Here is a 25621-nt window from a genome sequence, read left to right on the forward strand (position 1 = left end):
GCCCATGTCTAAGTTTTTTGGCTGGTTCAATAAAGATAAATCCACCAAACAAGAAGAAAGCCCGAAACAGGATGAGCAACCACAACCGTCATCCACTGAGGAAGGTCAACCGCAACCTGAGCCCACTCAGGCGTCAGTCCCTGCGACTGAGGAACAGCGCAGTGAGCCGGATGCAGACGCTGTTGTAGCGGAAGATGAGCTGACACCCCAAAAGACTGACGAACCGGCAACGCCACCCGCTGCGGGTGAGCCGACACCGCCTGAATCGGCCCAAGAGCCAGAGCCAGAGCCAGAGCCAGAGCCAGAGCCAGAGCCAGAGCCAGAGCCAGAGCCAGAGCCAGAGCAAAACAGTAAAGCCGGTTTCTTCAGCCGTCTCAAGCAGAGTCTGACCCGAACCCGCTCGAATCTGGGGTCCGGCATTGTCAGTCTGTTTAGTGGCAAAAAAATCGATGATGAGTTGTTTGAAGAACTGGAGACCCAATTGTTGGTGGCCGATGTGGGCATTTCCACCACCACAAAAATTATTGATAACCTGACCGAAAGTGCCGATCGTAAGGCACTTAAAGACGGTGAAGCGCTGCTCAATCTGCTCAAGCAGCAGCTGACAGAGATCCTCTCAGGCGCAAGCGAACCCCTGCAAGCTCAGGCCGAATCCGGCCCTTATGTGATTCTGATGGTGGGCGTCAACGGTGTGGGTAAAACCACCACCATTGGCAAGCTGGCCAAGCAGTTTCAGCAGGCGGGCAAGAGTGTCATGCTGGCGGCGGGTGATACCTTCCGCGCCGCCGCGGTGGAACAGCTGCAAACCTGGGGTGAGCGCAATAACATTCCGGTTATCGCTCAGCATACGGGCGCAGACAGTGCTTCAGTGATCTTCGATGCGCTGCAATCGGCCAAGGCCAGAAAAACCGATATTCTGATTGCCGATACGGCCGGGCGTCTGCAAAACAAAGATAACCTGATGGAAGAGCTGAAGAAAATTGTTCGGGTGATGAAGAAACTCGATGCCGCCGCGCCCCATGAAGTCATGCTGACACTGGATGCCGGTACCGGTCAAAATGCCATCAGCCAGACCCGCTTGTTCAATCAGGCTGTCAATGTCACTGGCCTGACACTGACCAAACTCGATGGCACCGCCAAAGGCGGAGTGATCTTTGCGCTGGCCGATCAGTTTGGCATTCCCATCCGTTATATCGGTGTGGGTGAAGGCATTGACGATCTTCGCCCCTTTAACGGCAACGAGTTTGTGGATGCGCTTTTCAGTGAACAGCAAGACGGCCGCTCCGCACCACAGGACGCCCAAGCCTGATGATACGTTTCGAGGGTGTCAGCAAAACCTATCCGGGCGGTCAGCAGGCGCTGCGCCAGGTGAGTTTTCATATTGCCCCGGGGGAAATGGCTTTTTTAACGGGCCACTCCGGCGCCGGTAAGAGCACCTTGTTAAAGCTGATTAGCATCATGGAACGCCCCACTGTGGGTAAGGTGCTCATCAATGGTCATGACCTGAATCAAATCCAGCGGCGGCAGATCCCCTATATTCGTCGGGATATCGGCATGATCTTTCAGAGTCATCAGTTGTTGATGGACCGCAGTGTTTTCGACAACGTTGCCCTGCCGTTGGTGATTGAAGGATACTCCCATCGCGAGATCAGCAAACGGGTGGGTGCGGTACTGGAGCGGGTCGGACTCAGCGATAAGGCGCGCAGTCTGCCCATTACGCTGTCCGGGGGAGAGCAACAGCGGGTCGGCATTGCCCGCGCCGTGATCACAAAACCGCCATTGTTGCTGGCCGATGAGCCCACCGGTAACCTGGATCCGAAACTGTCGATGGAAATTATCCGTCTCTTCGAGGACTTTAATCAGGCTGGCGTGGCCGTGCTGATCGCCACCCATGATCTGGGCTTAATCGCCAGAATGCGATATCGCACACTGACCCTGAAAAAAGGCCAGATGATCACCGATGGATTGACGGAGGACTGGCACGATGAGCCTGCTGTTTAAAGGTCGCGATGAGGGCGCCAGACGCACCCGTATCTCTGCGCTGCAACGTACCTTGATGTTCTTTATCAGTCACTTGCGTCAGGCGCTCTCCAGTCTCGGTGAATTATGGCGCAATCCCGCTGCATCCATGATGACAGTTGCGGTACTGGGCCTGAGCATTACCCTTCCCAGTACTCTGTATGTGCTGTTGAAGAATACCGAAAAAGTCAGTGCCGGTTGGGAGCAGGCCTCTGAAATTACGCTGTTTCTGCACCAGAATACGCAACCCGGAGATATCAGACAACTGACCACCCGCCTTAGTCTGTGGCCCGAAATCGAGAGTCTGGTGCACATCGACAAAGGTGAGGCGTTGCAGGAATTTAAAACCCTGTCGGGCTTCGGTGAGGCCCTCAACTATCTGGAAGACAATCCCCTACCCGATGTCGTGCTGGTTACCCCGACCAGTAAACACACCTCCCCCACTGCGGCCCAACGTCTTTTAGACAAGCTGCAAAAAGAGCGGGAAGTGGAACTCGGACAACTGGATATTCAGTGGCTGGAACGCCTGCATGGTCTGGTGGGTATCGCCAAGGAACTGGTCAGTGTGGTGGCGTTGCTCCTCTTTATTGCGGTGGTGCTGATCATCGGCAATACCATTCGATTGAACATCCTCAACAAGCGCGACGAAATTCTGGTGCTGAAGCTGGTTGGCGCCACCGATGCCTTTATCCAGCGGCCCTTTATGTATACCGGATTCTGGTATGGGCTGCTCGGCGGGTTGCTGGCCTGGTTTACCACTTGGTTACTGCTATGGTGGATGAGTGACAGTATTGCCCGCGTCACACAGCTGTACCAGACCGAATTTGAGCTGACCGGATTGCAGGGTGAGTCGTTACTCGGCATGTTAGGGCTATCGGTCTTCTTAGGACTGGCTGGGTCGTTACTGTCAGTGCACAAGCATATCCGCACCATAGAGCCGAAATAGCCCTATAGGTGGCTCAGCCCCGACACCGAAAAGAGCCCAACCCTCTACTCCCTGAACGCGTCAGGGGTCAGGTGATGTTTATCCAGTAACTTGTAAAACTCGGTCCGATTCCGCCCTGCAATGCGGGCGGCCTGAGTGACATTTCCCTGAGTCGCCTTGAGTAAATCGGCCAGATAGCGACGCTCAAACTCATCCCGGGCGCGGGAAAAGGTGGGTAATGAGCTGGGTTTATCTCTGAGTGCCTTTTGCACCAGCTCTGTGGGAATCAGGGGGCCATTACACAAGGCCACCGTCTGCTCCACCACATTCTGTAACTGGCGCACATTGCCAGGCCAAGGCGCGGCAATCAGCACCTCCATGGCTTCATCGGAAAACCCGGTCAGTTTCTTTTTGCTACGCGACAGCACTTGCCCCAGAAAGTGGTTAACCAGCAAGGGAATGTCGTCGCGACGTTCGGAAAGGGGAGGAAGACGCAGCTCCACCACGTTAAGCCGGTAATACAGATCTTCGCGAAACTGTCCGTCGCTGATGGCCTGCTCCAGATCCCGGTGGGTAGCGCTGATAATACGCACATCCACCGGCACAGATCGGGTTGCGCCCACCGGCCGGACTTCACGCTCTTGCAGGGCCCGCAACAATTTAACCTGGAAATTCAGCGGCATATCGCCAATCTCATCAAGAAACAGGGTGCCCCCGTTGGCCGATTGGAACAACCCGACATGTTCGCGATTGGCCCCCGTAAAGGCGCCCTTGACGTGCCCAAACAGCTCCGACTCAAACAGGGTTTCCGGAATGGCGGCACAGTTTACCGGCACAAAAGGCGCATCACGACGTTCGCTTACCTGATGAATGGCGTGGGCCAACAGCTCCTTACCCGTGCCGCTTTGGCTGTGGATAAACAGACTGACGTCACTGTCTGCAACCTGCCTGGCCTGCTGCAACAATTCCTCCATTTTACTGCTGCGGCTGATAATGGCACTGCGCCAGTTTCCCGCATCGGGCTGCTGCATATCTTCTTCCACCACAGGATGCAGACGAATAGCATCCTCCACCGTTGCCAGCAATTGCTGGCTGTCGAAAGGCTTGGTCAGGTAAGAAAATACGCCCTTTTTTGTGGCCTCTATGGCATCGGGAATGGTGCCATGGGCGGTCAGGATAATTACAGGCAGGCCAGGGTTGCGCTCACGGGTGGCGGTAAACAATGCCATGCCATCCATTCCCTTCATGCGCAAGTCGCTGATCAGCAGATGGGGCTTAAAGCTTTCCAGAATGCCCAGCGCCTGCTTACCGTTATCGGCGCTTAAAATCTCATAGCCTGCGCCCGTCAGGCGCATGCCAATCAGTTTCAGCAAACTGGGGTCATCGTCGACCACTAATACCCGTTTTTTGTTAACTTCAGTTACCATTATTATCCGTGTCTCGTTTTAGAATATTTTGCTCAATCAGCTTGAGCTGCTGCAATTGTCGTTCCAACGATTGCTTTTCCGACATGACCTGGTCGAGGCTCTCTGATACCTCAAGCAACTGGCGCTGATATTTGATGTTTTCTGTCAGTTGGTCAAACAGCGCATAGAAGCTTCCGGGTACTTCCACCTGAGGTTGATTAAACAACCTTCTCAATTCCGTTCTGGCCTGATGGGGATTTTTCACCGGAGAATTGGGCAAACTGTAGAGTAAAACCAGACGCAGCATATCGTCAGCATCGCCTTGACGCTGACCTTTTCGGCGACGTTCGACTTCCTGCTCCAGCATCTGCACCGATTGGTCTTTTAACCACAGGTAGTACTGACCAAAATCCTCTGGCGGCAACGAGGCCTGGGTGTCAACAGAGGCACCACGCGACGCGTTGCTGACCTCCTCCACCGGCGCCGTGCTGCCTTTGGATAAGAGCTGACAGCCCGTTGTCATAAGCAGCAGCAAGGCCGCCACTGTGCATCTACCAGCTGGGAATCTCAGCATATTATTGTTGCTCCACCAATGTTGCCGGAAAACGGATTTCAAAACAGCAGCCCTGTGTGCTCTCCTGCAGACGGATACTGCCCTTGTATTTTTCAATCAGTTCACGGGTTATAGTCAGTCCCAGACCACTTCCCTTGACCTTGCTCTCAGGTTGCCAGGCACTCTGATAAAAAGGCTCGAAGACCTGCTCTCTGTCATCCTCGGGTACGCCCGGTCCCTCATCACTGATTCGAAGCCACCAGAACGTGTCGGTAAAACCGCTGGTGATATAAATCTGGCCCTGAGCGGGCGAAAACTTCACCGCATTGGAAATCAAATTATCCAGAATGACCCGCAGTTGCTCGGGGTTTACCCTAAGTGAATAATCACTTTTGGGGGCAATCACCTTGAGGTGTTTACTCTGAATCTGTAATTGTCGTTCTGATAACGCCTGCTCCAATGCGTCACTCAGCACCGCCTGATGTTTCAGCGCATTGCTCGGATCCAACACACGATTGAAATTAAGCAGATCCTCGATAAGCTGCTGCAAACGACTGACACTGCTGCGGATAATCGCACTGACCTCGGTCTGTTCAGGGTTAAGTTTCCCTGTGGTACCGTCATACAACAGTTCTGCGCCTTCCCGGATAGCCGCTAAAGGGGTCTTGAGTTCATGGGAGATATGCCGGATAAAGCCGGTTTTCTGCTTTTCAAGGGCCAGCAGTTGCTCGCGCATGGCTTCCAGGATCTCCGCCACTTCAACGATATCACTGGCTCCTTTGACCGATACAGGGCGGTCAAAATCCCCTTTTTCGAGTCGACGGATCTGGGGCTTGAGCTGATTGATAGGGCCGCTAATCAAGCGCACAAACAACATCGCAATCAGCAACGAGGCCGGGATCACTAACGCCGATTGTAACAGCGTTTCCCGCAACTGATCGGCCTTGCTCTCGATGGCCGCTATCTCGTCATCAATCACGCGCCGGTTAAGGCTGAAAAGTTCCGAGCTCATACTATTGAGCTCACTGTATTCCTGTTGCAGCTGGGCAATGGACAACTCTTGCTCATCAGCGCCAAGCTGTTCATGCACCGCCTGTTCCCGTGTTAACAGTCTGTCCACAGCCGGCTCAATCAGCGGGCGGTCAGTGCGCACCATTTCCGAGGCCAGTTGACGAAACTCCTGCCGCAAGCGTAAATAGCTGTCCCACAAGGCCGGATCCTCTAACACCAGAAACTGACTGGCACCGCGTTCCATATTGTTCAACAGCTGACTGACCTGACGGCTCACGTATACCAGCCTGGACACCTGCTTTATGGCTCCGGTGCCCTGAACCGACAGCTGCTCAATACGCACCAAAGCCAGTCCCAAAGCGATAACCAGAGGCAGCCCCACCAGTGTGAACCCCAGCAATGTTAATCTTCTGATTGAAAACGCCAATGCTCCACCTTTACGTTATTTGCGTTTTGCCCCTGACACCGGGCAGGATAAACCTGCTGATAATGCCCTAAAACGGCGGTTCAACTAAAGCAAATCACATGAATTTTCCACGATTTATGCCACTGTCTGCTTTTTGAGACAGTTAAAAAACGCCATCCAAAAAACATATATCTTTTTGTTTTTATTATATTTTTAATTTCCAGGTCGGCCAGAGTATTCGGTATGAGTGCGCAGCGTCACGATCACTGTCTCTTTTTAACGACATATATTCTCATTATTCCTCAGGCTTAAACTGATAATTCCCGACAAAACGGGCCTTTGCCACGTTGGCACGGTATCCGCATTATCCGGTTTAACCTGTTCAACAGGCTGATAATACGGCGCCGATGCCTCTAACCTCTTGAATCGGCTCCGGGACTTAAACCAGTATGAAGGAAAAGACCTATGAAAAAGTGGATGATGTTAATCGCAGCCGTAACCAGCTTTGGTGCAATGGCCACTGAAACGCAAACGGAAAAGCAGCAGGAAACCAAACAGGCTGCACAGCAAAAAGCCGAAGAAGTGGCCAAAGCCTTACATGCTAAGAGAGCTGAAGAAGCAAAGTCTTCTGAAAAAACGGAAAAAGCTGAAGAAAAAGCAGCCGAGCAAAAGTAACGGATACGGGGCAGTGAACCCCCGCAGTCGCGCGTGACTGAAATCATGATAAAACATTCCGCCAGGGGGCTTGCAGCAACACACCAGCCAGGTAGAATGATGGCGCGGAAAAGCGGCAGAGTCGCAGGGAATACACACCCTTACAGTAGGAAAACGCGATACTTACTGTTTCTATATGGGCGGGTATCAGGACATCCCCCTGCACTCTGTTATCCGCACAGGATACTCGACACGTTCCCCCGGCCGGAGGCCGTTTCCCAACAAGTAAGTGTATTGCGGTTTCATTGAAGAAACCGGATCCTCTGTAGTTTACTTACGTTGCGTCGATATCTCTGAGTATTCGAATACGGGCAGCAGCCCTTCACCCGTACCTGTTGGGGAAAAGATGAGCAAAACAACAAAGCGCTATATCAAAGTTGGTGACTGGATGTTCGAAGTCAAGATGGTGCGTGCCATTCGCGTTGAAGAGTTTGGGCAGCCTTATGATGCCATCGCACACATGACGTTTAATGGTAACGAAGTGTATGTGGACAGTCAGCTAAGCAGTGCTGATGAAAATCTGGGGCGAAAGGATCTGGATGCATTTTTGAACTTTGCACAGATGATGGACGTAGAAAACTTTCGTTACGACCGCTTCCAGAATGGCGAACGGCGCAGTCGGAACATAAAAATGGTAAAAAGTGTTGAAAACGCCGAGCCACAGCCCAATATCCGTCTGGTTAAGTGATAAAACGCAGGAACTTTTACCTGATTTCAGTGTCTTAGCGAGCGGGTAAGAAAGGGATCTGGTGATCCGCTCAGGCCAGTGATACACTGGGCTGTACTAAATTTGAAAGAGGTCAGATATGAGCACAAACATGCATGCAATGGCGTTGAGCGTTCCTCAGTCAGGCAGTCTGGATACCTATATGCAGGCCGTCACCAGCATCAATATGCTGAGTGCAGAAGAAGAACGTCAACTTGCTGAAAAATTGCATCACGAAGGGGATCTTGAGGCAGCGCGTAAGCTGATCATGTCGCACCTGCGGTTTGTGGTACATATTGCCAAGTCTTATTCTGGTTATGGTTTACCTCAGGCTGACCTGATTCAGGAAGGTAATATCGGCCTGATGAAAGCCGTCAAACGCTTTGACCCCACCGTGGGCGTGCGCCTGGTTTCTTTTGCGGTGCATTGGATTAAAGCCGAAATTCACGAATTCGTGCTGAAAAACTGGCGTATCGTTAAAGTTGCGACCACCAAGGCGCAACGCAAGCTGTTCTTCAACCTGCGCAAAGCGAAAAAGCGTCTGGGTTGGTTTACCCACGAAGAAGTGCAGAAAGTGGCCGATGACCTGGGTGTCAGCACCAAAGAAGTGCTGCAGATGGAAGCCCGCATGAGCAGCCAGGATCAGACCTTTGATTTGTCTGCTGATGACGATGAAACCGGCAACTTTGCCCCGGTTCAGTATCTGGAAGACAAAAGCGCTGACGTGGAGTCAGAAGTCATGAACGCCGATTGGGACGACAGTGCCAGCCAGCGTCTGCATTCTGCCATTAAAACCCTGGACGAGCGCAGCCAGCACATTATTCAGTGCCGCTGGTTATCTGATGACAAAACCACGTTGCAGGACCTGGCAGACAAATATGAAGTCTCTGCCGAGCGTGTGCGTCAGATTGAAAAGAACGCCATCAAAAAGCTCCAATCTGCAATGGTGTAATGACCTCGCTCGCGCTTTAGCGAAATCGTAAAAAACAAAAAAGGAGCCTGAGGCTCCTTTTTTTGTGTGTGACAGCCCAGCCCCTACTCTTTCGCCTCGGCGTCCTGGCCCGTCTCTGTCGGCGGCAGAATCCAGTAAACCCCTTTAAACTCGGCTACCGGATTCTGACCATCATGAATATCCACCCGCAAAGTGAAAGGTTTCTTGCGCTGTTTTTCGATGGATTCAAACTTACCGCTGACACTCTCAATATTGCACACGGCGCGGGGTTGGCTGGTAATAGGTTTGTGGTAATGGATATCCGCATCACCGAGTACAATCTCACCGCTGAGATTCTTCTCTTTAAGCATCAGAAATAACATTCCCCACCCGGTGAGGGTAGCCAGTGAAAAAATACTCCCGGCGAACATGGTGCCATGCAGATTGATGTTTTTGTTCAAAGAGGCGCGCACTTCGAGGGTACGCCCCGTGAAGCGATAAATTTTTATCCCCATTTGCTCACTGATAGGAATCGTCTCATACCAGGTTTGCTGCAGCTCTTTGCACCAGCGCGGATGCAGGAGTACGGTATTGAGCTCAGTGAGCTTCTTCACCATCTGTTCACGCTTGAGGTGACCTAGCTCGGTGGTCGCCTCACCCACCACTTCAAAACCGCAGCTCTTAAAGAAGGGCGTAGACAACTCACGACTGTTGGTCACAATACGCTCAATGCCTTCGGTACGGGCTACGCTTTCCAGCGCCGCGACAATCAATTTACCCAGGCCTTTGCCATGATGGTCAGGGTGCACCGCAATATGCCGTAACTGCGCTTCCTCAGGGGTATTAAAGTGCAGGCGGCCAATGGCAATCACCTCACCGTCGGCGTTGAGGATCATTCTGTGAATACCCACCTGCTCGTATTCGTCCTTTTCTGAACCCAGCGGATAATTCCATGGTTTTCGCAACATAAACCAGCGAAAAGCGAAATATTTTTCGAACTCTTCGTCACTCTGTGGTGTTTCGACTTTGTACATGACTCTCACCTGTTTACCGCCCGGCCCTTTGCTTTTATATTGGATACCAATATTACCGGCTTAAAGGTCCGCCGCTGTTTAACCTGTCCCGTGAACTCACTCACCCGAAGCTCCTTTACTGGCATCAGCAACAGAAGCTGCGGGTCATGCAAAACGCGCAATATCGTTGGCTATGTCTGGGCGACACCGTGCAATCCGTATTGGACCTGGCAAGGCCACAGCGCCTGGTATTACCCCATTTGCATGGTCTGGCGCTGTCGTTGTATCTGCGCCCAAACCCTCAATACATTACCGAAATGGGCCTGGGTGGGGGTGCCTTTCAGCGTTTCTTGCAACAATACACCCCTTCGGCCACGACACTCAGCGTTGAGTTCAGCTCGCCCATCATTCACTGCTTTGACACGTTTTTCAATCCATCTGACTGTCAGCCCATTATCCGGCAGGCCGACGCCAGCGAAGCCATACACCATATCAGCAATCAGGATCTGCTGATACTGGATTTGTTTGGTGAGCAGGACCATCCTGGCTTTCTCAGACAGGCTGATTTTTACCAACATTGTCTGCGGGCGCTATCCGCCTCGGGACTCTTGGTGCTCAATATGCTCCCGTCTCTGCATGGGCAACTGGACTGGCTGGCGGATGTGCTGCGCGAGCTAACGGGCCAGACCTGCACCATTGTCGGTATTCCCGGCTATCAGAATAAAGTGGTGTTTGCCGCATACTGGACGCTGCCGGATTTGCATGAGTTTGCGCCGCTGTCTGAGTTCGCATCGGCCCATCACATCGACCTGAACCAACTGATTCTGCTGTAGAGGCTAAATACTTAACTGAAAAGTCACGGGCCCATCGTTAACCAGACTCACCTGCATATCCGCGCCAAATCGGCCTGACTGACAGCTGACACCTGCATGGCGGGCACAGGCAATGAAATGTTCGTACAAGGCCTTGCTCATCTGTGGATCGCCCCCTCGAGAGAAGCCGGGCCGGTTTCCTTTTTGCGTATCGGCTACCAGGGTAAACTGCGACACCACCAGTAATTCTCCCTCAACCTGACGTAAATTGAGGTTCATCTTGCCATCTCCATCATTGAACATGCGATAATTCAGTACCCGCTCACACAGCCGTGCGGCTTTTGCTTCATCGTCGCCTTTCTCCACCCCCAATAGCACCAGGGTGCCACGTGCTATCTTTCCGGTGACCTCTCCTGCAACACTGACCTCTGCTTCACTGACCCGTTGTAATAGTGCAATCATAGTCTCCCCACGACGTTGTAATCTGCTGTAACACTGACAAAAGCAGCAAATATTGTAACTGTTAAACAATTGGATTAAGTTATTCTTTGATAATGACAACCTAATGAAGGAAATATCATGGCAGGACAAGGCTCTGGCGGAAACGTAATCGCCGCAATTTGTAACATTTTCATTCCCGGTCTGGGACAACTGGTTCAGGGGCGCATTCTCGCCGCCTTGTTATTTTTTGTTTTTGTATCGGTGTGCTACGCCCTCTCTGCCACCGTCATTCTGATCTTTATGTGGATCCCCGGGGCGTTACTGCACCTTTGGGCCATCATCGACGCTGCCAAGTTCAGGTCGCCGGGATTATGAAACGCGCCCTGCTGATAATGGGGCTGGCATGTGGCCTGCCCCTGTTATCCGGTTGCCAGTCAGCCTACTACTCGGCCATGGAAAAGGTGGGTTTTGAGAAACGCGATATTCTGGTGGATAGGGTCGAAGATACCCGCGATGCACAGGAAGAAGCGCAACAACAATTCAGTTCCGCACTGGAGCAGTTCAGTCAGCTCATCAATTTCGATGGCGGCGAACTGCAGGATGTTTATGACAACCTCAAAGACCAGTACGAAGCCAGCGAAAGCTCCGCCCAGCGGCTCAGTGATCGCATCGACAAAGTCGAATCGGTGGCCGAAGCGTTGTTTGAAGAGTGGCAGGACGAGCTGGAGCAATACTCTAACGAGTCATTGCGCCGTGACAGCAGTCGCAAACTCAAAGACACTCAGCGTCGTTATGACACACTGGTAAGCTCAATGCGACGGGCCGAGAGTAAGATGGCACCGGTACTGGCGGCCTTGCAGGATAATGTGCTGTACCTTAAGCACAACCTCAATGCCAATGCTATTGGTGCGCTGCAGGGCGAATACGGCAATATCAAACGTGAAATTGATCAACTGATCAAAGAAATGAACAGCGCCATCGCCCAGTCCAACGACTTTATCGCCAGTATCAAACAGGGTTAGACGGACGTCTGATTCTGATCATCTTCTTTTTCGGCAGTGTCAGCTTCGGACTTTTTCTGCGCTGCCGAATCTTCTACCTGCACCGTAAACTCAGCGCCCAGCAACACCACAATCCAGGACAAATACACCCACACAAACAATAGCGGAATGGTGGCCATGGCCCCGTAAATGATCTGATAAGAGGGGAAACTGCTGACATACAGGGCAAACCCCTTTTTCGACAACTCGAACAGGCAGGTGGCGAGAAAGGCCCCGGCCAGTGCATGACGAGCGCGAACCGCTTTGTTCGGTACCACCATGTAGAGAATGAAAAAGGCACCTATGGAGGTGACAAACGGCAATAACTTGAGCAAGGCGGTCGTGAGCCCCGGCGTATACTCTTCCGCAAAAGCGGCCAGTCCGGTCAGGTAGGAACTGATGGCTAGCCCTGAACCGATCAGCAGGGGCCCCAAGGTCAATACCATCCAGTAAATAGCGAAAGTGACAATGGGTCGCCTGCCACTGGGGGTGCCAAAAATGTTGTTGAGGGTTTTATCGACATTGGAAATCAGTAACAGCGCCACCACCACCAGAAACAGGATACTCACCGCCCCCATCTGGGAGGCATTACCGACAAATTCCGCTACGTATTTCTGGACGACGCCGCCAGCGTGGGGCACAAAGTTGCTGAAGATAATGGACTCCAGCTCGCCACGAAACGAGGCAAACGCCGGAAAGGCCGACAATATGGTGAAAAACACCATAATAAAGGGCACCAGAGAAAGCAGCGACACGTAGGTCAGGTGACCCGCTGTCACCGAAATACGGTCGTCCTTACAGCGACTGACCATAGCCAGAAAAAAATCTTTCACCTCATGGGCAACACTGACTACCTTCTCTTTGCGGGACGACTCTGACATACAAGATTCCGACGGATTGTATTAACTGAGGATCAGTTTACTCGGAATTTGCCCGTAACCCCAACATGTGACAAATGGCATAACTCAATTCGCACCGATTCAGGGTATAAAAATGGAAGTTGCGTACTCCTTCTTTGGCGAGGATGCGGGTCATATCCATGGCAATGCTGGCACCGAGCAAATTACGGGTGGTCTGGTCTGCGTCATCCAGCCCCTCATACATTTTATGCAACCACTGAGGCACATGCACATTGGTCATGCCGGCAAATTTAACCAGGGTTTTGTAATTCGTCACCGGCAGAATGCCGGGAATGATTTCCAGGTCGATACCCGCCGCGGCCGCCCGGTCACGAAAGCGCAGAAACACCTCCGCATCGAAGAAAAACTGGGTAATGGCAGAGCTTGCCCCGGCTTCCGCTTTGCGCTTAAGGTTAAGTAAATCAAACTGACCGTTAGGCGCCTCCGGGTGAATTTCCGGATAGGCGGCCACGGCAATATCAAAATCTGCTACGTCTTTGAGCAGGCCAACCAGATCTGCTGCATAGAGCTCCGTTTTCTCCACTCCAGGTGGCAGGTCACCGCGCAGGGCCACAATTTTTTTGATATCCGCGGCCCAATAATCTTTGGCAATCTGCACCAGCTCTTCACGGCTGGCGTCCACACAGGTTAAATGGGGAGCGGCAGCCACACCGGTTTCAGCCTGAATGCGCTTGACCACTTCATGAGTGCGGTCACGTTCACCGCTGTTGGCACCATAGGTTACTGACATATATGCCGGTTTGAGGGGCGCCAAACGCTCAACAGAGTGCCACAGCGTCTTTTCCATCTGTTCGGTCTTGGGCGGAAAAAACTCGAAAGACACGTCAATATTGCGCAATTCACTTAACGAATTATTCAGCGCATCAATGCCCTGTGCATAGGAAACCATGGTGACTCCTGATCCCGGTTAGGATGATTAAATTATTTAGCCGTTTAGATGGCTAAATCTACTTGTATTTCATTCAGACATCAAGATGTTTGGATATCCATTTCCACACGGGTTAGAATTTTAACCTCTAATTTAAAATAAAAAGGCTAAAAGCATGGCTAAATGGAATGGTGAGTATATTGACCCTTATGCGGAACATGGCAAAAAGAGCCAGCTAGTAAAGAAAATTACCGTTTCCATTCCTACCCGGGTGCTCAAAGTGCTGACCGATGAGCGCACCCGCCGGCAGATCAATAACCTGCGTCACGCCACCAACTCAGAATTACTCTGTGAGGCCTTTGTCCATGCGTTTACCGGCCAACCCCTGCCGAATGACGATGACTTGCGCAAAGACAACCCCAATAAGATCCCCGCTGAAGCCCGCAAGATGATGGCTGAGATGGGCATTGACGTGGATGCAGCAGAAGCCCAGGAGCAGGAAGCCCAGGAGAAGGACGAGTAGCCCTCACCTTCACGCCCTTTTTGTCATGCGCGGACGCCTTTTGGGTCATTACCGCGTTCCTCTGCCATTCCCGCTCTCGCCCTGTCATTCCCGCGAAGGCGGGAATCCAGCGCCCTTAAAACAAAGAGCACAAAGACACTGGATGCCCGATAACAACACTCGGGCATGACGGAAGGTGCTGTCATTCCCACGCTGCACTCTGTCATTCCCGCGAAGGCGGGAATCCAGCGCCCTTAAAACAAAGAGTACAAAGTCACTGGATGCCCGATAACAACATTCGGGCATGACGAACGATGCTGCCATTCCCGCTCTCTCCCTGTCATTCCCGCGAAGGCGGGAATCCAGCGCCCTTAAACCGAAGAGCACAAAAGACACTGGATGCCCGATAACAACACTCGGGCATGACAGCCATAGTGCTGTCATTCGCCCTCTCGCCCTGTCATTCCCGCGAAGGCGGGAATCCAGCGCCCTTAAAACGAAGAGCACAAAAGTCACTGGATGCCTTATAACAACATTCGGGCATGACGGAAGGTGCTGTCATTCCCGGGCATAATGCAAAAAGGCAGGCTTCTTATTCGCCGATAGCGGCCCTGACTTCAAGCTCCCCGACACTGACCTTGGTCACTTCCACTTCCTGTTTCGCCATCAGCGGCTCACGGGTGCGCACCGTCCAGTTTACCCCGGAATAGCGATAGGTCAGGCTGTCACCCGGGTTCAGCGCCTGGGGCAGATAAAAGCGATAACCAATTAAATCGCTGGTCACCTCTTTGGGTTCGGTTTTGGCCTGAATTTTTTTCATGGGCCGCCATAACACAGCGGCCAGCATGGCGGTAAGCACCGCAAGGCTGCCGATAGCACCAAACAGCGTCGCCGGTACCAAAGAGATATACATCAGGCCGCCGGTGATCAGCGCCGCCAGTCCCACAAAAAACAGCACGAAGGTGGAAAAGCCCAGCACTAATATCTCCACCGCCAACAGGATCAGGCCAATCACAATCAGGGTTTCGGCCAGGTGATCGGTAAATAACGTCATCACGCCCCCTTGGTCTTCATCTGATTAATAATGGTCATCGCCTGTGCCACCACAGAGGCCGCATCGGTACTGCCATCAGGCAGCAATACTACCGAAGACTCCCTGGCAATGGCCTGCTTCGCTTCGATGGCCTTGGTGGCCAGATCCAGCTGAATCGCTTTTTGGCCCTGCTCCGTATTGGCTGCATCCCCCACCACACGCAAGGCTTCTGCCTGGGCGTCGGCAACGGCCAGAATGGCCTTGGCCTCACCTTCTGCGCGTAGCACCTGTTCTGATTTATCCGCCTCTGCCGCCAGTACCACCGAGGCCTTTTCACCCTCAGCACGGTTGATGGCAGCCTGACGATCCCCTTCTGATTCGAGAATTTGTGCGCGCTTGACCCGCTCCGCTTTCATTTGCGCTTCCATCGCTTCCATCACCGACATGGGTGGCACAATGTCTTTGATTTCATAGCGCATCACCTGAATGCCCCAGGGGCCTGATGCATCATTGATAGACGCAACAATATTGGTATTCAGCAAATCCCGCTCTTCAAAGGTTTTGTCCAGTTCCATCTTACCCAGTTCCGAACGCATGGTGGTTTGTGCCAGTTGCGTAACGGCAAAAACATAGTTATCCACCCCATAGGTGGCCTTATAGGGGTCGAGCACCCGAAAATACAACACACCATCGACTTTGAGCGAGATATTGTCTTTGGTGATGGCACTTTGCTCCGGCACATCCACAGCCTGCTCTTTCAAAGAGCGGTCAGCAGCGATGCGATCAATAAACGGCATAATAAAGTTGAGGCCGGCCTCACGGGTGGACTGGTACTTCCCAAAACGTTCAATCAGATAGGCGCGGTTTTGCGGTACAAAAATAATTGACGATTTGAGCAGGACCAGCACAAACAACAGCAGGAAGGTTTCAATTCTGAGCACATAATCAAACAAGATATCCATATAACAACTCCATGACAGGATCAGCAAAACGCTTACATTAAGCCACCGCTGCCCCGGCGACAATTAAAAAATAACCGGTTCGCCCGGCATCGGGTGAAATGGAGAAGAACTATCCCTGCAGCATAAGCGCAGAACAGGGAGCGCGGCCGCTGAGTGCCTTATTGCAGAGGCAGGGTGACCCTGACACGCACTCCGCTGCCATCCTCCAGATTGGTAAGCTGAATCTGTCCATGGTGGAACTGCACAATCAGGCGGGCAATATACAGTCCCAGTCCAAGATGAGGCTGGCCACTGCCCTTGCCACCGGGGCGCACCGACACCATCGAATCAAAGAGCCGTCCTGCCATTTCTTGGGGTAGTAACGACCCCTGATTACTGATGTCCAGCTGCGCCTGGCGCCCCTGTTTCGCCAGTTGCACCACCACCGGTGTATGCTGTTGTGCAAATTCCACCGCATTGGCCACCAGCTTATCCAGCAACTGGGCTATCAGCTCCGGCGCTCCCTGAATTGCTAAGGGCTGGTTATCGGTATGTAGCTCAAACCCCGTGTTGGCATAGGCAAGCTGGTAGCCCTGCATACATCCCTCAACCACTTCTGCCAAATCAAAGCTCTGGCGCTCGGCGTTTTGCAGACTCTGCTCCAGCCTGGTGGCTTCACTCATGTTGGTCAGTATGGCCGATAAACGATTCAGCCCTTCCTGTGCCCGCTGCATATAAACAGAGTTTGCCGCGCCTTCATCTTCCATGCTCAGGGTTTCCAGCGAAGAGCGCACCACCGCCACCGGCGTGCGTAATTCGTGGGATAAGCGCGACGACATATTCTCCAGATAATGGTGGTATTGCCCTAAACGCTGCACCATATTGGCAAAGCTGCGGGACAAATCGCCAATTTCATCTCCGGCGCTGGAGGGGATAATATTGCTGCGCAGTCGCCCCTGCTCATCAATGGCCTGCTCACTCTGATCGCGCAAACGACGAATTCGCGTCGAGATGCGCGACGCCAGCAGAAACAGCCCCAAAGTGCCCAGCAGCATAATCGCCAGCATCAGCGTGAACAGTTTTTCCAGCGCCAGATTACGTAAACTGCGGATACCATTGGTGGTCTCCTCGGCGATCACCGCGCCCATCACCGTATTGTCGATAAAAATGGGATACGCGGCGGCCAGCACTACGGCCTTATTGTCCGCCGTCAGACGCCAGTCAGAGCCTGGCTTGCCGCTCAGAGCCTGCTCGATATGACTACCCTGCAATTCGGCCACATCGTACAACTGATCAATAAAGTCCTTGGGCGGGCGGGTCAGAAATTTGTAATACAGCGGATGCAGCCATTTTTGCTCGAAGCGGGCAAACCAGCCCTGTTCCCTCTCACGACTGACGCTACGGGCCCAAATCCCATCAGAGTTACGGATATCACCAGAACGGGCCAGTACGCGCTGATGGCGATCCACCACCCAGATGCGGGAATCGGTGTGGCCCAGGCCGCGAATAATCTGTTCAATCTCAGGCGAGGGTACCAGCACCGTACCCAGGGTGTCGGCATCGCCCACATCTGAGGTACCGATGGTCGCCACTGCCTGCCCGCTGTCATCGTCCACATCGGTAATGGCAAAGCTCAGCTTGCTGCCGAGTAATTCCAGCGGTATACGCAGCTCAATGGTATAACCTGTTGCATTTTCGGCCCAGCTTCCCTGTATGCGTGGTTCGGGGCGAAGTGGCCGGGCGCCGGTAACTGACTCGCCGGTATCCAGCTCATAGGGGGTCAGCCAGCCAGGTTGCGTGGTGGCAATCAGATAGCGACGAAAATCCCCCGCAGGCGTGGTAAAGGCAATTTGCAGGTGGTCGTTACGGTCAACCCGTAAACTGTTTGTCGGCCGGTAAACAATCTGCTCATCCTGCACATCAAAATAGGCATATAAATAGTCCCGGTACTTGCCCACCATATGGGTGAATGACAGAGTCGCGGGCACATAAGCAGACGTCTGCTCAATCAGGTAGTCGTCATCGTAGGTCAGAGCATGATGTTGCTGACGCCAGTCATTGAGATTGCCGTCCAGACGAATCGGGTCGACGATGGGATAGGCGTAAAGGTCACGGCCTTTTTCCACACTCAGGTAGCTGGCCTGGGCGTCAAACAGCCGAGGGCGTTCATGCAATGCCGTGGCAACGGCGCGCACTGTCCCCAGCAAGGTGCGCTCCTGCCCCGCGCGCAGGTACTTCTCCATTTCCCACACATATTCATAACCCAGCCAGGGAATGGCAAACAGAAATAATGACACCAGCACCAGTTTGGCGCGCAGTCCGAAAGCAAAACGTTTACGTGCCACCCGCCCTTATTCTCCGTCTGCGGTCCAGCGATAGCCCATGCCATACACTGTGTCGATGCAGTCAAATGCCTTATCCAGCTGCATGAATTTCTTACGAATACGTTTGATGTGGGAGGTAATGGTACTGTCGTCCACCACCACCTTGGCATCCTGCATCAGGTGTTGGCGACTTTTCACATGACCGGCAAAGCGGGCCAGGGCGTGTACCATCCAGAACTCGGTAACAGTCAGATCCACCGCCTGGCCTTTCCAGTGTGCCTGCATGCGTCTGAGATCCAGCTCAAGGCTGCCACAGGTCACCCGTTGCTCGCTATCCTGGGGCTCGGTTAATGCCTCCATACGCCGAAACAGCGCCGATATCCTCGCCGTCATATGCGGCATACTGATGTCTTTGGTAAGGTAGTCATCGGCGCCCATACGCAGCCCCGATACCGTGTCCAGGTCGCTGTCGCGGGCGGTCAGGAAAATAATCGGCAAGGATGAAGACAGTTTACGCAAAGACTGACAAAGCAAAAAACCACCGTCCATCTCGTCTTCCAGACCAATATCGATAATGGCCAGATCGGGCAGGCGCTGATCAAAGTTATGCATCGCCTGTTTGCGGTTGGCAAAGGTCAGTACGTCATACCCCTGACGGCGCAGCACCGCAGCGTAGTTTTCTCTGATCGCATCTTCATCTTCCACTATTGCAATTCTGCGGCCCATAGCTTTGCCTGATGTCACTCTGTGTTACTGATAATTGCGGACTATACCTTAATTGGCCTTTGATACTAGCGTCTGCCCTGCTGCGGACGCAAAAGCCATATTGTTGCCATAATTGATCGCCAGATTGCCCCTTTTGTTCCCTTTTTGTGCCAATACCCTGGTGTTTAATTAGCTCATTGCCAACGCGCATACATCACAACATTGACCCGAAGGAGAACACCATGAAAAAACTGATGATAACCACCGCTATCGTTACTGCCCTCTCTGCACCTGTGGCCGTGGCCGCTGAAAAAGACATTAAACAGGCTCAGAACATTGGCTTTGGTTCCGGTTTGGTATTAGGCGCAGTCACGGCGGGCCCCGTGGGTGCCATTGTCGGGGGCGTCACCGGATTGTTTATCGGCAACTCAGTGGGTGCCGATAAAGAAATGAAACAGCTCAATGCGGCACTGAACCAGCACGAAGCCGAAATCAACCAGTTGCTGGCGGCTAACCAGACACTGCTCACTCAGTTGCGCAGTGCTCAGGAAGAAAACCACATGCAGATGGCGTCGATGAACAACGCTGCGTTACTGGACAGACTGCCAAACCTGAGCATGAACGTGCAGTTTCGTACCGGTTCTGCCAGCCTTGAATCCATTTATCAGCAGCAGTTAGATGAACTGGCCAAGTTGTTAAACAATAACAAGGCGCTGAGGGTAGAGCTGACCGGTCATGCCGATCGTCGTGGCGATGCCAGCTACAACAAACGTCTGTCTTCACAGCGTATTGATTCGGTGAAGCAGCAACTGCTGGCGAAGGGGATCTCAGAAAACCGCATTCAGAGCCAGGCTCTGGGCGCAAGTAAACCCCTGGACCCCAATCCCTCGCTGGATGGCAATGCCTTTGACCGCCGCGTGGTCGTCACACTGAATGCCGAAGGTACTCAGACAGCCGCCAACCGCTAAGCTGAAACGAAGAGCACAAAGTCACTGGATGCCCGATAACTACATTCGGGCATGACGGTCATTCCCGCACCCTCTATCGTCATTCCCGCACCCTCTCGCGTCATTCCCGCGAAGGCGGGAATCCAGTGCCCTTGAAACGAAGAGCGCTAAGTCACTGGATGCCCGATAACCACATTCGGGCATGACGGACGATGTTGTTATTCCCGCTCCCCCTCGCGTCATTCCCGCGCAGGCGGGAATCCAGTGTCCTTGAAACGAAGAGCGCTAAGTCACTGGATGCCCGACAACAACACTCGGGCATGACGACCATAATCCTGTCATTCCCGCGTTCCTCTCCCTCATTCTCACGCTCCAACTTGTCATGCCCGCTTCACAACACCTGGCTTAGCGAATGTGCTGGATAAAGAGTATGTGCCCTACCAGCGTATTGCCGGACAGCCAGCGGGCACACCGGTGGAACAATATACCCAATCGGGCCGGAGCTTCTCTGCCCAGGCCAGTTACACATTCTGACCGGGTCATAGCAGAGGCGTTATTGCGACCCACAAACAAGGGCCCGATAATTCGGGCCCTTGTTCACACAACGGTAAAGCAACAAGCACATCAGCACTATCAGCTCTTTGCAGTTTTACTCAATAATTTCTGATCAAGGCTAAAACGCCCCGCACCACTGGCGGCTAACGCCAGGAAACCACCGGCCATGGCAATGTTCTTAAAGAACATAATGAACTGCATCTGATCATCTAACTGGAAGTGGTACATCAGCGCGGTGACCACACTAAAACCGGCAAAGGCCAGTGCAATCAGTTGCGTCAGCCCACCGGCAAGCAGCAACAGCCCACCGCCGAGTTCAAACAGAATCACCAACGGCAGCAGCCCTTCTGGCAACCCGGCAGAGGCCAGGTACTGCGCGCTGCCCTCGTACTGCTGGATTTTATTCATACCCGCCAGAATAAAAATGGCAGACAAGCCCACACGCGCAAACAAGGTCGCCAAATCAGATAAGGTTTTGTTGCCTGATACAAATGATATAAACATGTTCTTTCTCCTAAAGTGTTGATTAATTCGCCAGCTCACTGGTTGATAACCATAATAGATTTATTTAAAAGAAAGAAAATAACAATAAATACGCTTTAAAGTTCTGTTTATTAGAATAAATGCATTGAGAATGCTATCGGTGCATCCCGACCCTTGCCCCGTCATTCCCGCTCGCCCAATCTCATTCCCGCTTCCTCTGACATTCCTGCTCTCTACCCGTCATTCCCGTGAAGGCGGGAATCCAGCGCCCTTAAAACCAAGAGTACAAAGTCACTGGATGCCCGATAACGACACTCGGGCATGACGGCCATAATCCCGTCATTCCCACTCTCTACCCGTCATTCCCGCGAAGGCGGGAATCCAGTGCCCTTAAAACAAAGAGCACAAAGTCACTGGATGTCCGATTACAACATTCGGGCATGACGAAGGGTGCTGTCATTCCCGCCCCCTCCCGTCATTCCCGCGCAGGCGGGAATCCAGCGCCTTAACCTGCACGGTCAAATTCACTCACCCAGCTCTCACTTATCCCGCTCACCCTGAACCGCGCGCTGCGCCACCTGATAGGCAATGGCATTAATCTGCTCCTGGCTGTAACTCGTATTACCCGATTTGGGTAGAGTGATGGCTAACTGTTTATGATTCAGAATAGGGAAAGGAACACGAGATCCGCGGCTGACATACCAGCCTGGGAAAACCAAAACCGGCACCGCTTTAACCTCTATTCCTGCCGCCGTGCTTAACCACTGACTCACCCATTTTGCCTGCCGCTTGGCCTGCTCAATGGGCTCCACTTCAACCCAGGACGGAAATTCCAGTTTGCCGGATTTATAAACCACTTCATGGCCCTTTACGCCCTTTGCTTTGGCGTTGGCCGAAGCATCGGCATGACGCTTATGCCTGCCTTTGGTTTCGATAGCGAACACGCCATTAGGGCCAATAGCCAGATGATCAATATTAAATTTATCGGCCTGAATATCGTGGAAAACCTGATAGCCCTTGGCCTGCAGTTGCAATAACTCTCCGGCAGTGGCCAACTCCGCGGTATGACCGAGCCTAAGTTTGGTAAGGTGATTAAAGGTTTTTATAGTACGCCACGCAACAATCGCCAAAGCAACAGCAATGAGAAACGAATGGGTATAAGGAAAATAACCAGATGAGACAAAAGCATTAATAGTGAAGTACGCAAACGGGCTAATAACAAGAAAAATCCCCATTAGCATATGCCCAACTAAATCGAATTGCTTGTCGCTAATCTCTTCTTGTAGGCCATAGCCAGGTAAGCGCAATAACTGCTTTCTATCTATTGGCAGTTTAACCAACTTATCCCGTCGCTTGAGCATCACAAACAGCGGAAGTATTACAGCGCTCATACCCACACATAAAATAGCGATACTGGTAACCGTCGACCAAACCTCAGGTGTGATTTCCATATTCTTCCCGTCCCTAAAAACCATTCAATAATCAGCGCGACATGGTGAATCGAACGCAAAGTCCACACACGCTGCCAAAATGCAGAACACAGTCGCTAAAAGCAATCATATCTCACTGTATTTAAAAGAGAATAGCTTTAGCGTATGCTCACAGACGTGCAGGTATCAAAAGCAGGCTTTAACGAGGGAGTGGGTAATGGCAAAGCCAGAGAGCTGGAGCGCAGAGGAAATTATCAACACCGTGGCCGATTATATGCGCATGTTGACCCTGGAGCTCTCCGGGCAGAATTACAACAAAACCGAACATCGCAGGCGTCTGCTCACAAAACTCAAGAATCGTAGCGAAGCCGCCATTGAGCTGAAGCATCAGAATATTAGCGCGGTATTGGCCAACCTTGGCTATGTTTGGATCCCTGGTTACAAACCACGCAATAACTATCAGCAGGCATTGGCTCAATTTATTGAAGGGTGGGTCAATGAACACCCTGAGTTTGACCAAATCAGTTTAGCCGCCGTCAATCAGCCTGCAGTAATGCCTGAGATTCCTGATTTTTCTAAGTTTCGGGTTCAGCCACCAGCTCCGCGAGCGTCGCAAGTAAACGAAAGTCCAGAAGCTTATACTGCCATACCCACCTCAGGGATAAAGCGAGACTATGTGGCAAGAGAAGCCAGAAATGCGGCGTTGGGTCTCGCAGGTGAACAACTTATCTTGGAATATGAAGCTTTCCGGCTACGCCAAGCGGGTAAGAAAACCCTAGCCAACAAGATTGAGCATATCTCCGATACCCAAGGCGATGGCCTGGGCTATGATATTTTGTCTTTTGAAGAGAACGGCAAAGAACGCTTTATCGAAGTCAAAACCACCGCCTTTGCCAAAGAAATGCCCTTCTTTGCATCAAGGAACGAGATTAACTTTGCCGAAGCCAGGTCTGACCAATTCTACCTTTATCGGCTTTTTGAGTTTAAGAAGTCGCCCAAGCTGTTTGAGCTACAGGGCGACCTTAAGAAGCACTGCACCCTTGATCCGGTGAGTTATATTTGTCGATTTTGATTTAGTGTGACCGTCTGCTTTGTGCCACAAGCAGACCTTTACATGCAGGTACGATGACTATGATCTATTCAAAGGTTGTAGAACTTCATACCTTAGTCCCACTAAATTGCATATATGAGCCACATTTAATTGCATGTCATGTCACCAAATAGCAGAAAGAGATCATTAATATTGTTTCCTTGACTTAATCCTATTCAAGTACTAGTTATAATTCTGGCGCTTTTTTAGCAGTAGAGCTTAGAACAAACAGGAAAACACTGTCAGGATACGGAAAAATGAAAACCTACCGCCTTATTACACTCTTAATTACACTAATAACATCAACCAACTCTTACGCTATTCATATTAAAATTCCCGCAGGCCAGATTATGGAAGAGGCCCATGGAGAAGTGCTCACACATGGCAAAGCAATTTCTTATAAGAACGATCTAGCTAAACACGTAAATGCAATAAAGAAGTCAAAATTTCCCAAGGACAATGAACAATTAGCACGGTTCATTGAAAATGGATTTCATGCGTCTTTTGAATCTGAGTATGGTGACATTAGCATTATTAATGAAAGCCTTAAAAAGGCTAAGGAGGCCTACAACAATTTAAAAGAAGACTGGGCATCTTCATCGGCGCAACGTGCTCATGCTATCGAAAACTCCAATGAGTATTTAACTGATCATAATTACATAGTTCACATGAGAGGTGTTAAAGAAAAATTTGATAAAGATGTTGCTCCATACATTAAAAATCAAAACGATCTAGAAAAAGAATTTGATTTACTTTCAAAAGATTATATATCTTTAGATAACAATTTTATTAATGCTTATAACGACTTAATAAAATCGGAAACTAATAATTCTAAATATCTGATAAAAAAAGATAGTAAGATTAGGCTGCTGAGCAAGTTTCGAACTGAAGCGCCCAGAAAAAATCAAATGATTGTGGAAGCAAAGGTAGTAACATAATTATTGATCGGATTAAAGAACATGGAAAATGTTTCGTGTTTGGTTATGGTAAAATACGAGATTTAAAGGAAATGAAAGTCTTTGACAAGATCAGTTCTTTACCTGAACAATTTTCAGATGACTGGTTTCGGCTGGATTCTAAGTTATATGGCAGAGCTAATAAAGACAAAGATAACTCGCTTTTTGGTAAAATTAAGAGTACAGAAAAAGAGATTCGAAGAGTCTATTCAGAATTCAAAAAAACTACGGATTTTTCTTTCGTTTCATCCAGCCGTTGGTCAATAAAAGAGATGCAAAGACGATTCAACAACCTTGATAGAATTGAACAGTCTTGGATAGAAAAGATTAATAATGCTAAGAGTGCTCCTTTTAATTATAAAAACTCCTCCGACTTCAAAGATGCTGTTCAAACACCCTTCTTCGACTCTATTACTAATTTCTACAGAAGTGTAGCTGCAGAAATAATTAATAATGATGTAGAGGAAATAATTACATTCGAAAATTATAATTTCGATATTGATGATGGTGAGTTATATACGGTTCTTTATCATATTGAAGCTCCTCTTCAGACTAGCAACTTTGGAGTCGTTGTCAGATCAAATGGTCATAATCCAATAACAGTTTCAACGTCAAATGACAATACTCTGATTACTGAGTACAAACCTCATTACGATGATGTTGAGTATGTAACAGCGACTCTGTTGAACCTACTTGGCTTTAAGGGTAAACGTGTTTGGTAGCCAACCTCATAACTGCATAACTACTTATTTTTTAGGCCGAGTAAGTGATGACGTGTAAATACAATTAAGTGTGATGTAAATGCATTTACAGACTTTGCTTTTTTCGCTCCTTACTGTCGATAGATTAATGTAGTTTTTAAAATAAGGTGAATGACCGGGTTCGGGCAG

Annotated in this window: 27 protein-coding genes; 14 read left to right on the forward strand and 13 right to left on the reverse strand. The window is 51.0% G+C overall.

Annotation, left to right across the window (positions count from 1 at the left end):
- Positions 1-4 precede the first annotated feature (4 nt).
- The 3 genes from ftsY to ftsX are packed head-to-tail and all read left to right on the forward strand — an operon-like array spanning position 5 to position 2965.
- Positions 5-1309: a signal recognition particle-docking protein FtsY gene (gene ftsY / locus CCY32_RS16500; protein ID WP_088332690.1), complete on the forward strand. Its 1305-nt coding sequence runs from the start codon at positions 5-7 to the stop codon at positions 1307-1309.
- Positions 1309-2001, forward strand: coding sequence for a cell division ATP-binding protein FtsE (gene ftsE, locus CCY32_RS16505; RefSeq protein WP_088332692.1), 693 nt, complete (start codon positions 1309-1311; stop codon positions 1999-2001). Before ftsY ends, ftsE begins: the two co-directional genes overlap by 1 nt.
- Positions 1985-2965, forward strand: coding sequence for a permease-like cell division protein FtsX (ftsX, locus tag CCY32_RS16510; protein WP_088332694.1), 981 nt, complete (start codon positions 1985-1987; stop codon positions 2963-2965). Before ftsE ends, ftsX begins: the two co-directional genes overlap by 17 nt.
- 44 nt (positions 2966-3009) lie before the next feature.
- On the opposite strand, the gene CCY32_RS16515 is transcribed toward ftsX, so the two are convergent.
- From CCY32_RS16515 to CCY32_RS16525, 3 genes are read right to left on the reverse strand one after another with little or no spacing between them, the layout of a single operon-like run.
- Positions 3010-4371: a sigma 54-interacting transcriptional regulator gene (locus CCY32_RS16515; RefSeq protein WP_088332696.1), complete on the reverse strand. Its 1362-nt coding sequence runs from the start codon at positions 4369-4371 to the stop codon at positions 3010-3012.
- Positions 4361-4873, reverse strand: a complete 513-nt coding sequence (locus CCY32_RS16520) for a hypothetical protein (protein ID WP_168171560.1) — start codon at positions 4871-4873, stop codon at positions 4361-4363. The genes CCY32_RS16515 and CCY32_RS16520 overlap by 11 nt, the downstream gene beginning before the upstream one ends.
- A gap of 52 nt (positions 4874-4925) precedes the next feature.
- Positions 4926-6341: a HAMP domain-containing sensor histidine kinase gene (locus CCY32_RS16525; protein WP_141096259.1), complete on the reverse strand. Its 1416-nt coding sequence runs from the start codon at positions 6339-6341 to the stop codon at positions 4926-4928.
- Positions 6342-6785: 444 nt separating this feature from the next.
- Here CCY32_RS16525 and CCY32_RS16530 point away from each other — a divergent pair, with 444 nt between their 5' ends.
- From CCY32_RS16530 to rpoH, 3 genes are all read left to right on the forward strand, one after another.
- On the forward strand, positions 6786-6995 hold the full coding sequence (locus CCY32_RS16530; protein ID WP_088332702.1) for a hypothetical protein: 210 nt from the start codon (positions 6786-6788) through the stop codon (positions 6993-6995).
- Between the two features lie 385 nt (positions 6996-7380).
- On the forward strand, positions 7381-7722 hold the full coding sequence (locus tag CCY32_RS16535) for a hypothetical protein (RefSeq protein WP_088332704.1): 342 nt from the start codon (positions 7381-7383) through the stop codon (positions 7720-7722).
- A gap of 118 nt (positions 7723-7840) precedes the next feature.
- Positions 7841-8692: an RNA polymerase sigma factor RpoH gene (gene rpoH / locus CCY32_RS16540; protein ID WP_088332706.1), complete on the forward strand. Its 852-nt coding sequence runs from the start codon at positions 7841-7843 to the stop codon at positions 8690-8692.
- Between the two features lie 83 nt (positions 8693-8775).
- On the opposite strand, the gene CCY32_RS16545 is transcribed toward rpoH, so the two are convergent.
- The gene (locus tag CCY32_RS16545) at positions 8776-9705 is read right to left on the reverse strand and encodes a bifunctional GNAT family N-acetyltransferase/thioesterase (protein WP_088332708.1); all 930 of its coding nucleotides are present in this window, start codon (positions 9703-9705) and stop codon (positions 8776-8778) included.
- Between the two features lie 146 nt (positions 9706-9851).
- Here CCY32_RS16545 and CCY32_RS16550 point away from each other — a divergent pair, with 146 nt between their 5' ends.
- Positions 9852-10517 (forward strand): hypothetical protein, encoded by a 666-nt coding sequence (locus CCY32_RS16550; protein WP_088332710.1) that lies wholly within the window; start codon positions 9852-9854, stop codon positions 10515-10517.
- A 3-nt stretch (positions 10518-10520) separates the two neighbouring features.
- Here the strand turns inward: CCY32_RS16550 and dtd are convergent, their stop codons facing one another.
- Entirely contained in the window at positions 10521-10958 is a 438-nt protein-coding gene (dtd, locus tag CCY32_RS16555) for a D-aminoacyl-tRNA deacylase (RefSeq protein WP_088332712.1), read from the reverse strand.
- Positions 10959-11075: 117 nt separating this feature from the next.
- On the opposite strand from dtd, the gene CCY32_RS16560 reads away from it, so the two are divergent.
- Entirely contained in the window at positions 11076-11312 is a 237-nt protein-coding gene (locus tag CCY32_RS16560; RefSeq protein ID WP_088332713.1) for a hypothetical protein, read from the forward strand.
- Positions 11309-11959, forward strand: coding sequence for a DUF2959 domain-containing protein (locus CCY32_RS16565; protein ID WP_088332715.1), 651 nt, complete (start codon positions 11309-11311; stop codon positions 11957-11959). Before CCY32_RS16560 ends, CCY32_RS16565 begins: the two co-directional genes overlap by 4 nt.
- Here CCY32_RS16565 and CCY32_RS16570 read toward each other — a convergent pair.
- Positions 11956-12858, reverse strand: coding sequence for a virulence factor BrkB family protein (locus CCY32_RS16570; protein ID WP_088332721.1), 903 nt, complete (start codon positions 12856-12858; stop codon positions 11956-11958). The genes CCY32_RS16565 and CCY32_RS16570 overlap by 4 nt on opposite strands.
- Before the next feature lie 37 nt (positions 12859-12895).
- Complete coding sequence (gene metF, locus CCY32_RS16575) at positions 12896-13786, reverse strand: methylenetetrahydrofolate reductase (protein WP_088332723.1); 891 nt, start codon at positions 13784-13786, stop codon at positions 12896-12898.
- Positions 13787-13940: 154 nt separating this feature from the next.
- On the opposite strand from metF, the gene metJ reads away from it, so the two are divergent.
- On the forward strand, positions 13941-14288 hold the full coding sequence (metJ, locus tag CCY32_RS16580; protein ID WP_088332725.1) for a met regulon transcriptional regulator MetJ: 348 nt from the start codon (positions 13941-13943) through the stop codon (positions 14286-14288).
- Between the two features lie 571 nt (positions 14289-14859).
- Here metJ and CCY32_RS16585 read toward each other — a convergent pair.
- The 4 genes from CCY32_RS16585 to pdsR form a co-directional block, all read right to left on the reverse strand.
- Entirely contained in the window at positions 14860-15321 is a 462-nt protein-coding gene (locus CCY32_RS16585) for an NfeD family protein (protein ID WP_088332727.1), read from the reverse strand.
- Positions 15321-16262 carry a slipin family protein gene (locus CCY32_RS16590; protein WP_088332729.1) on the reverse strand — a complete coding sequence of 314 codons (942 nt, stop codon included), beginning with the start codon at positions 16260-16262 and terminating at the stop codon, positions 15321-15323. Before CCY32_RS16590 ends, CCY32_RS16585 begins: the two co-directional genes overlap by 1 nt.
- A 158-nt stretch (positions 16263-16420) precedes the next feature.
- Positions 16421-18586 (reverse strand): proteobacterial dedicated sortase system histidine kinase, encoded by a 2166-nt coding sequence (gene pdsS / locus CCY32_RS16595; protein ID WP_088332731.1) that lies wholly within the window; start codon positions 18584-18586, stop codon positions 16421-16423.
- Between the two features lie 6 nt (positions 18587-18592).
- Complete coding sequence (gene pdsR / locus CCY32_RS16600) at positions 18593-19291, reverse strand: proteobacterial dedicated sortase system response regulator (protein ID WP_088332733.1); 699 nt, start codon at positions 19289-19291, stop codon at positions 18593-18595.
- Positions 19292-19512: 221 nt separating this feature from the next.
- Between pdsR and pdsO the strand changes: the two genes are divergently transcribed.
- Positions 19513-20238 carry a sortase-associated OmpA-like protein PdsO gene (gene pdsO / locus CCY32_RS16605; protein ID WP_088332735.1) on the forward strand — a complete coding sequence of 242 codons (726 nt, stop codon included), beginning with the start codon at positions 19513-19515 and terminating at the stop codon, positions 20236-20238.
- A 612-nt stretch (positions 20239-20850) separates the two neighbouring features.
- Here the strand turns inward: pdsO and CCY32_RS16610 are convergent.
- A complete protein-coding gene (locus CCY32_RS16610) occupies positions 20851-21276 on the reverse strand; it encodes a DoxX family protein (RefSeq protein ID WP_088332737.1) in 426 nt (141 codons plus the stop codon).
- Between the two features lie 518 nt (positions 21277-21794).
- Positions 21795-22646: a nuclease-related domain-containing protein gene (locus CCY32_RS16615; RefSeq protein WP_246840656.1), complete on the reverse strand. Its 852-nt coding sequence runs from the start codon at positions 22644-22646 to the stop codon at positions 21795-21797.
- A 256-nt stretch (positions 22647-22902) separates the two neighbouring features.
- Here CCY32_RS16615 and CCY32_RS16620 point away from each other — a divergent pair, with 256 nt between their 5' ends.
- From CCY32_RS16620 to CCY32_RS16630, 3 genes are all read left to right on the forward strand, one after another.
- Positions 22903-23757 (forward strand): DUF3883 domain-containing protein, encoded by an 855-nt coding sequence (locus CCY32_RS16620; RefSeq protein ID WP_088332741.1) that lies wholly within the window; start codon positions 22903-22905, stop codon positions 23755-23757.
- Between the two features lie 275 nt (positions 23758-24032).
- Positions 24033-24713, forward strand: coding sequence for a hypothetical protein (locus CCY32_RS16625; RefSeq protein ID WP_088332743.1), 681 nt, complete (start codon positions 24033-24035; stop codon positions 24711-24713).
- Between the two features lie 35 nt (positions 24714-24748).
- Positions 24749-25453 carry a hypothetical protein gene (locus CCY32_RS16630; protein WP_141096260.1) on the forward strand — a complete coding sequence of 235 codons (705 nt, stop codon included), beginning with the start codon at positions 24749-24751 and terminating at the stop codon, positions 25451-25453.
- Positions 25454-25621: the final 168 nt, after the last annotated feature.

It is taken from the genome of Lacimicrobium sp. SS2-24 (genome assembly GCF_002201535.1).
Classification (GTDB): Bacteria; Pseudomonadota; Gammaproteobacteria; order Enterobacterales; family Alteromonadaceae; genus Lacimicrobium.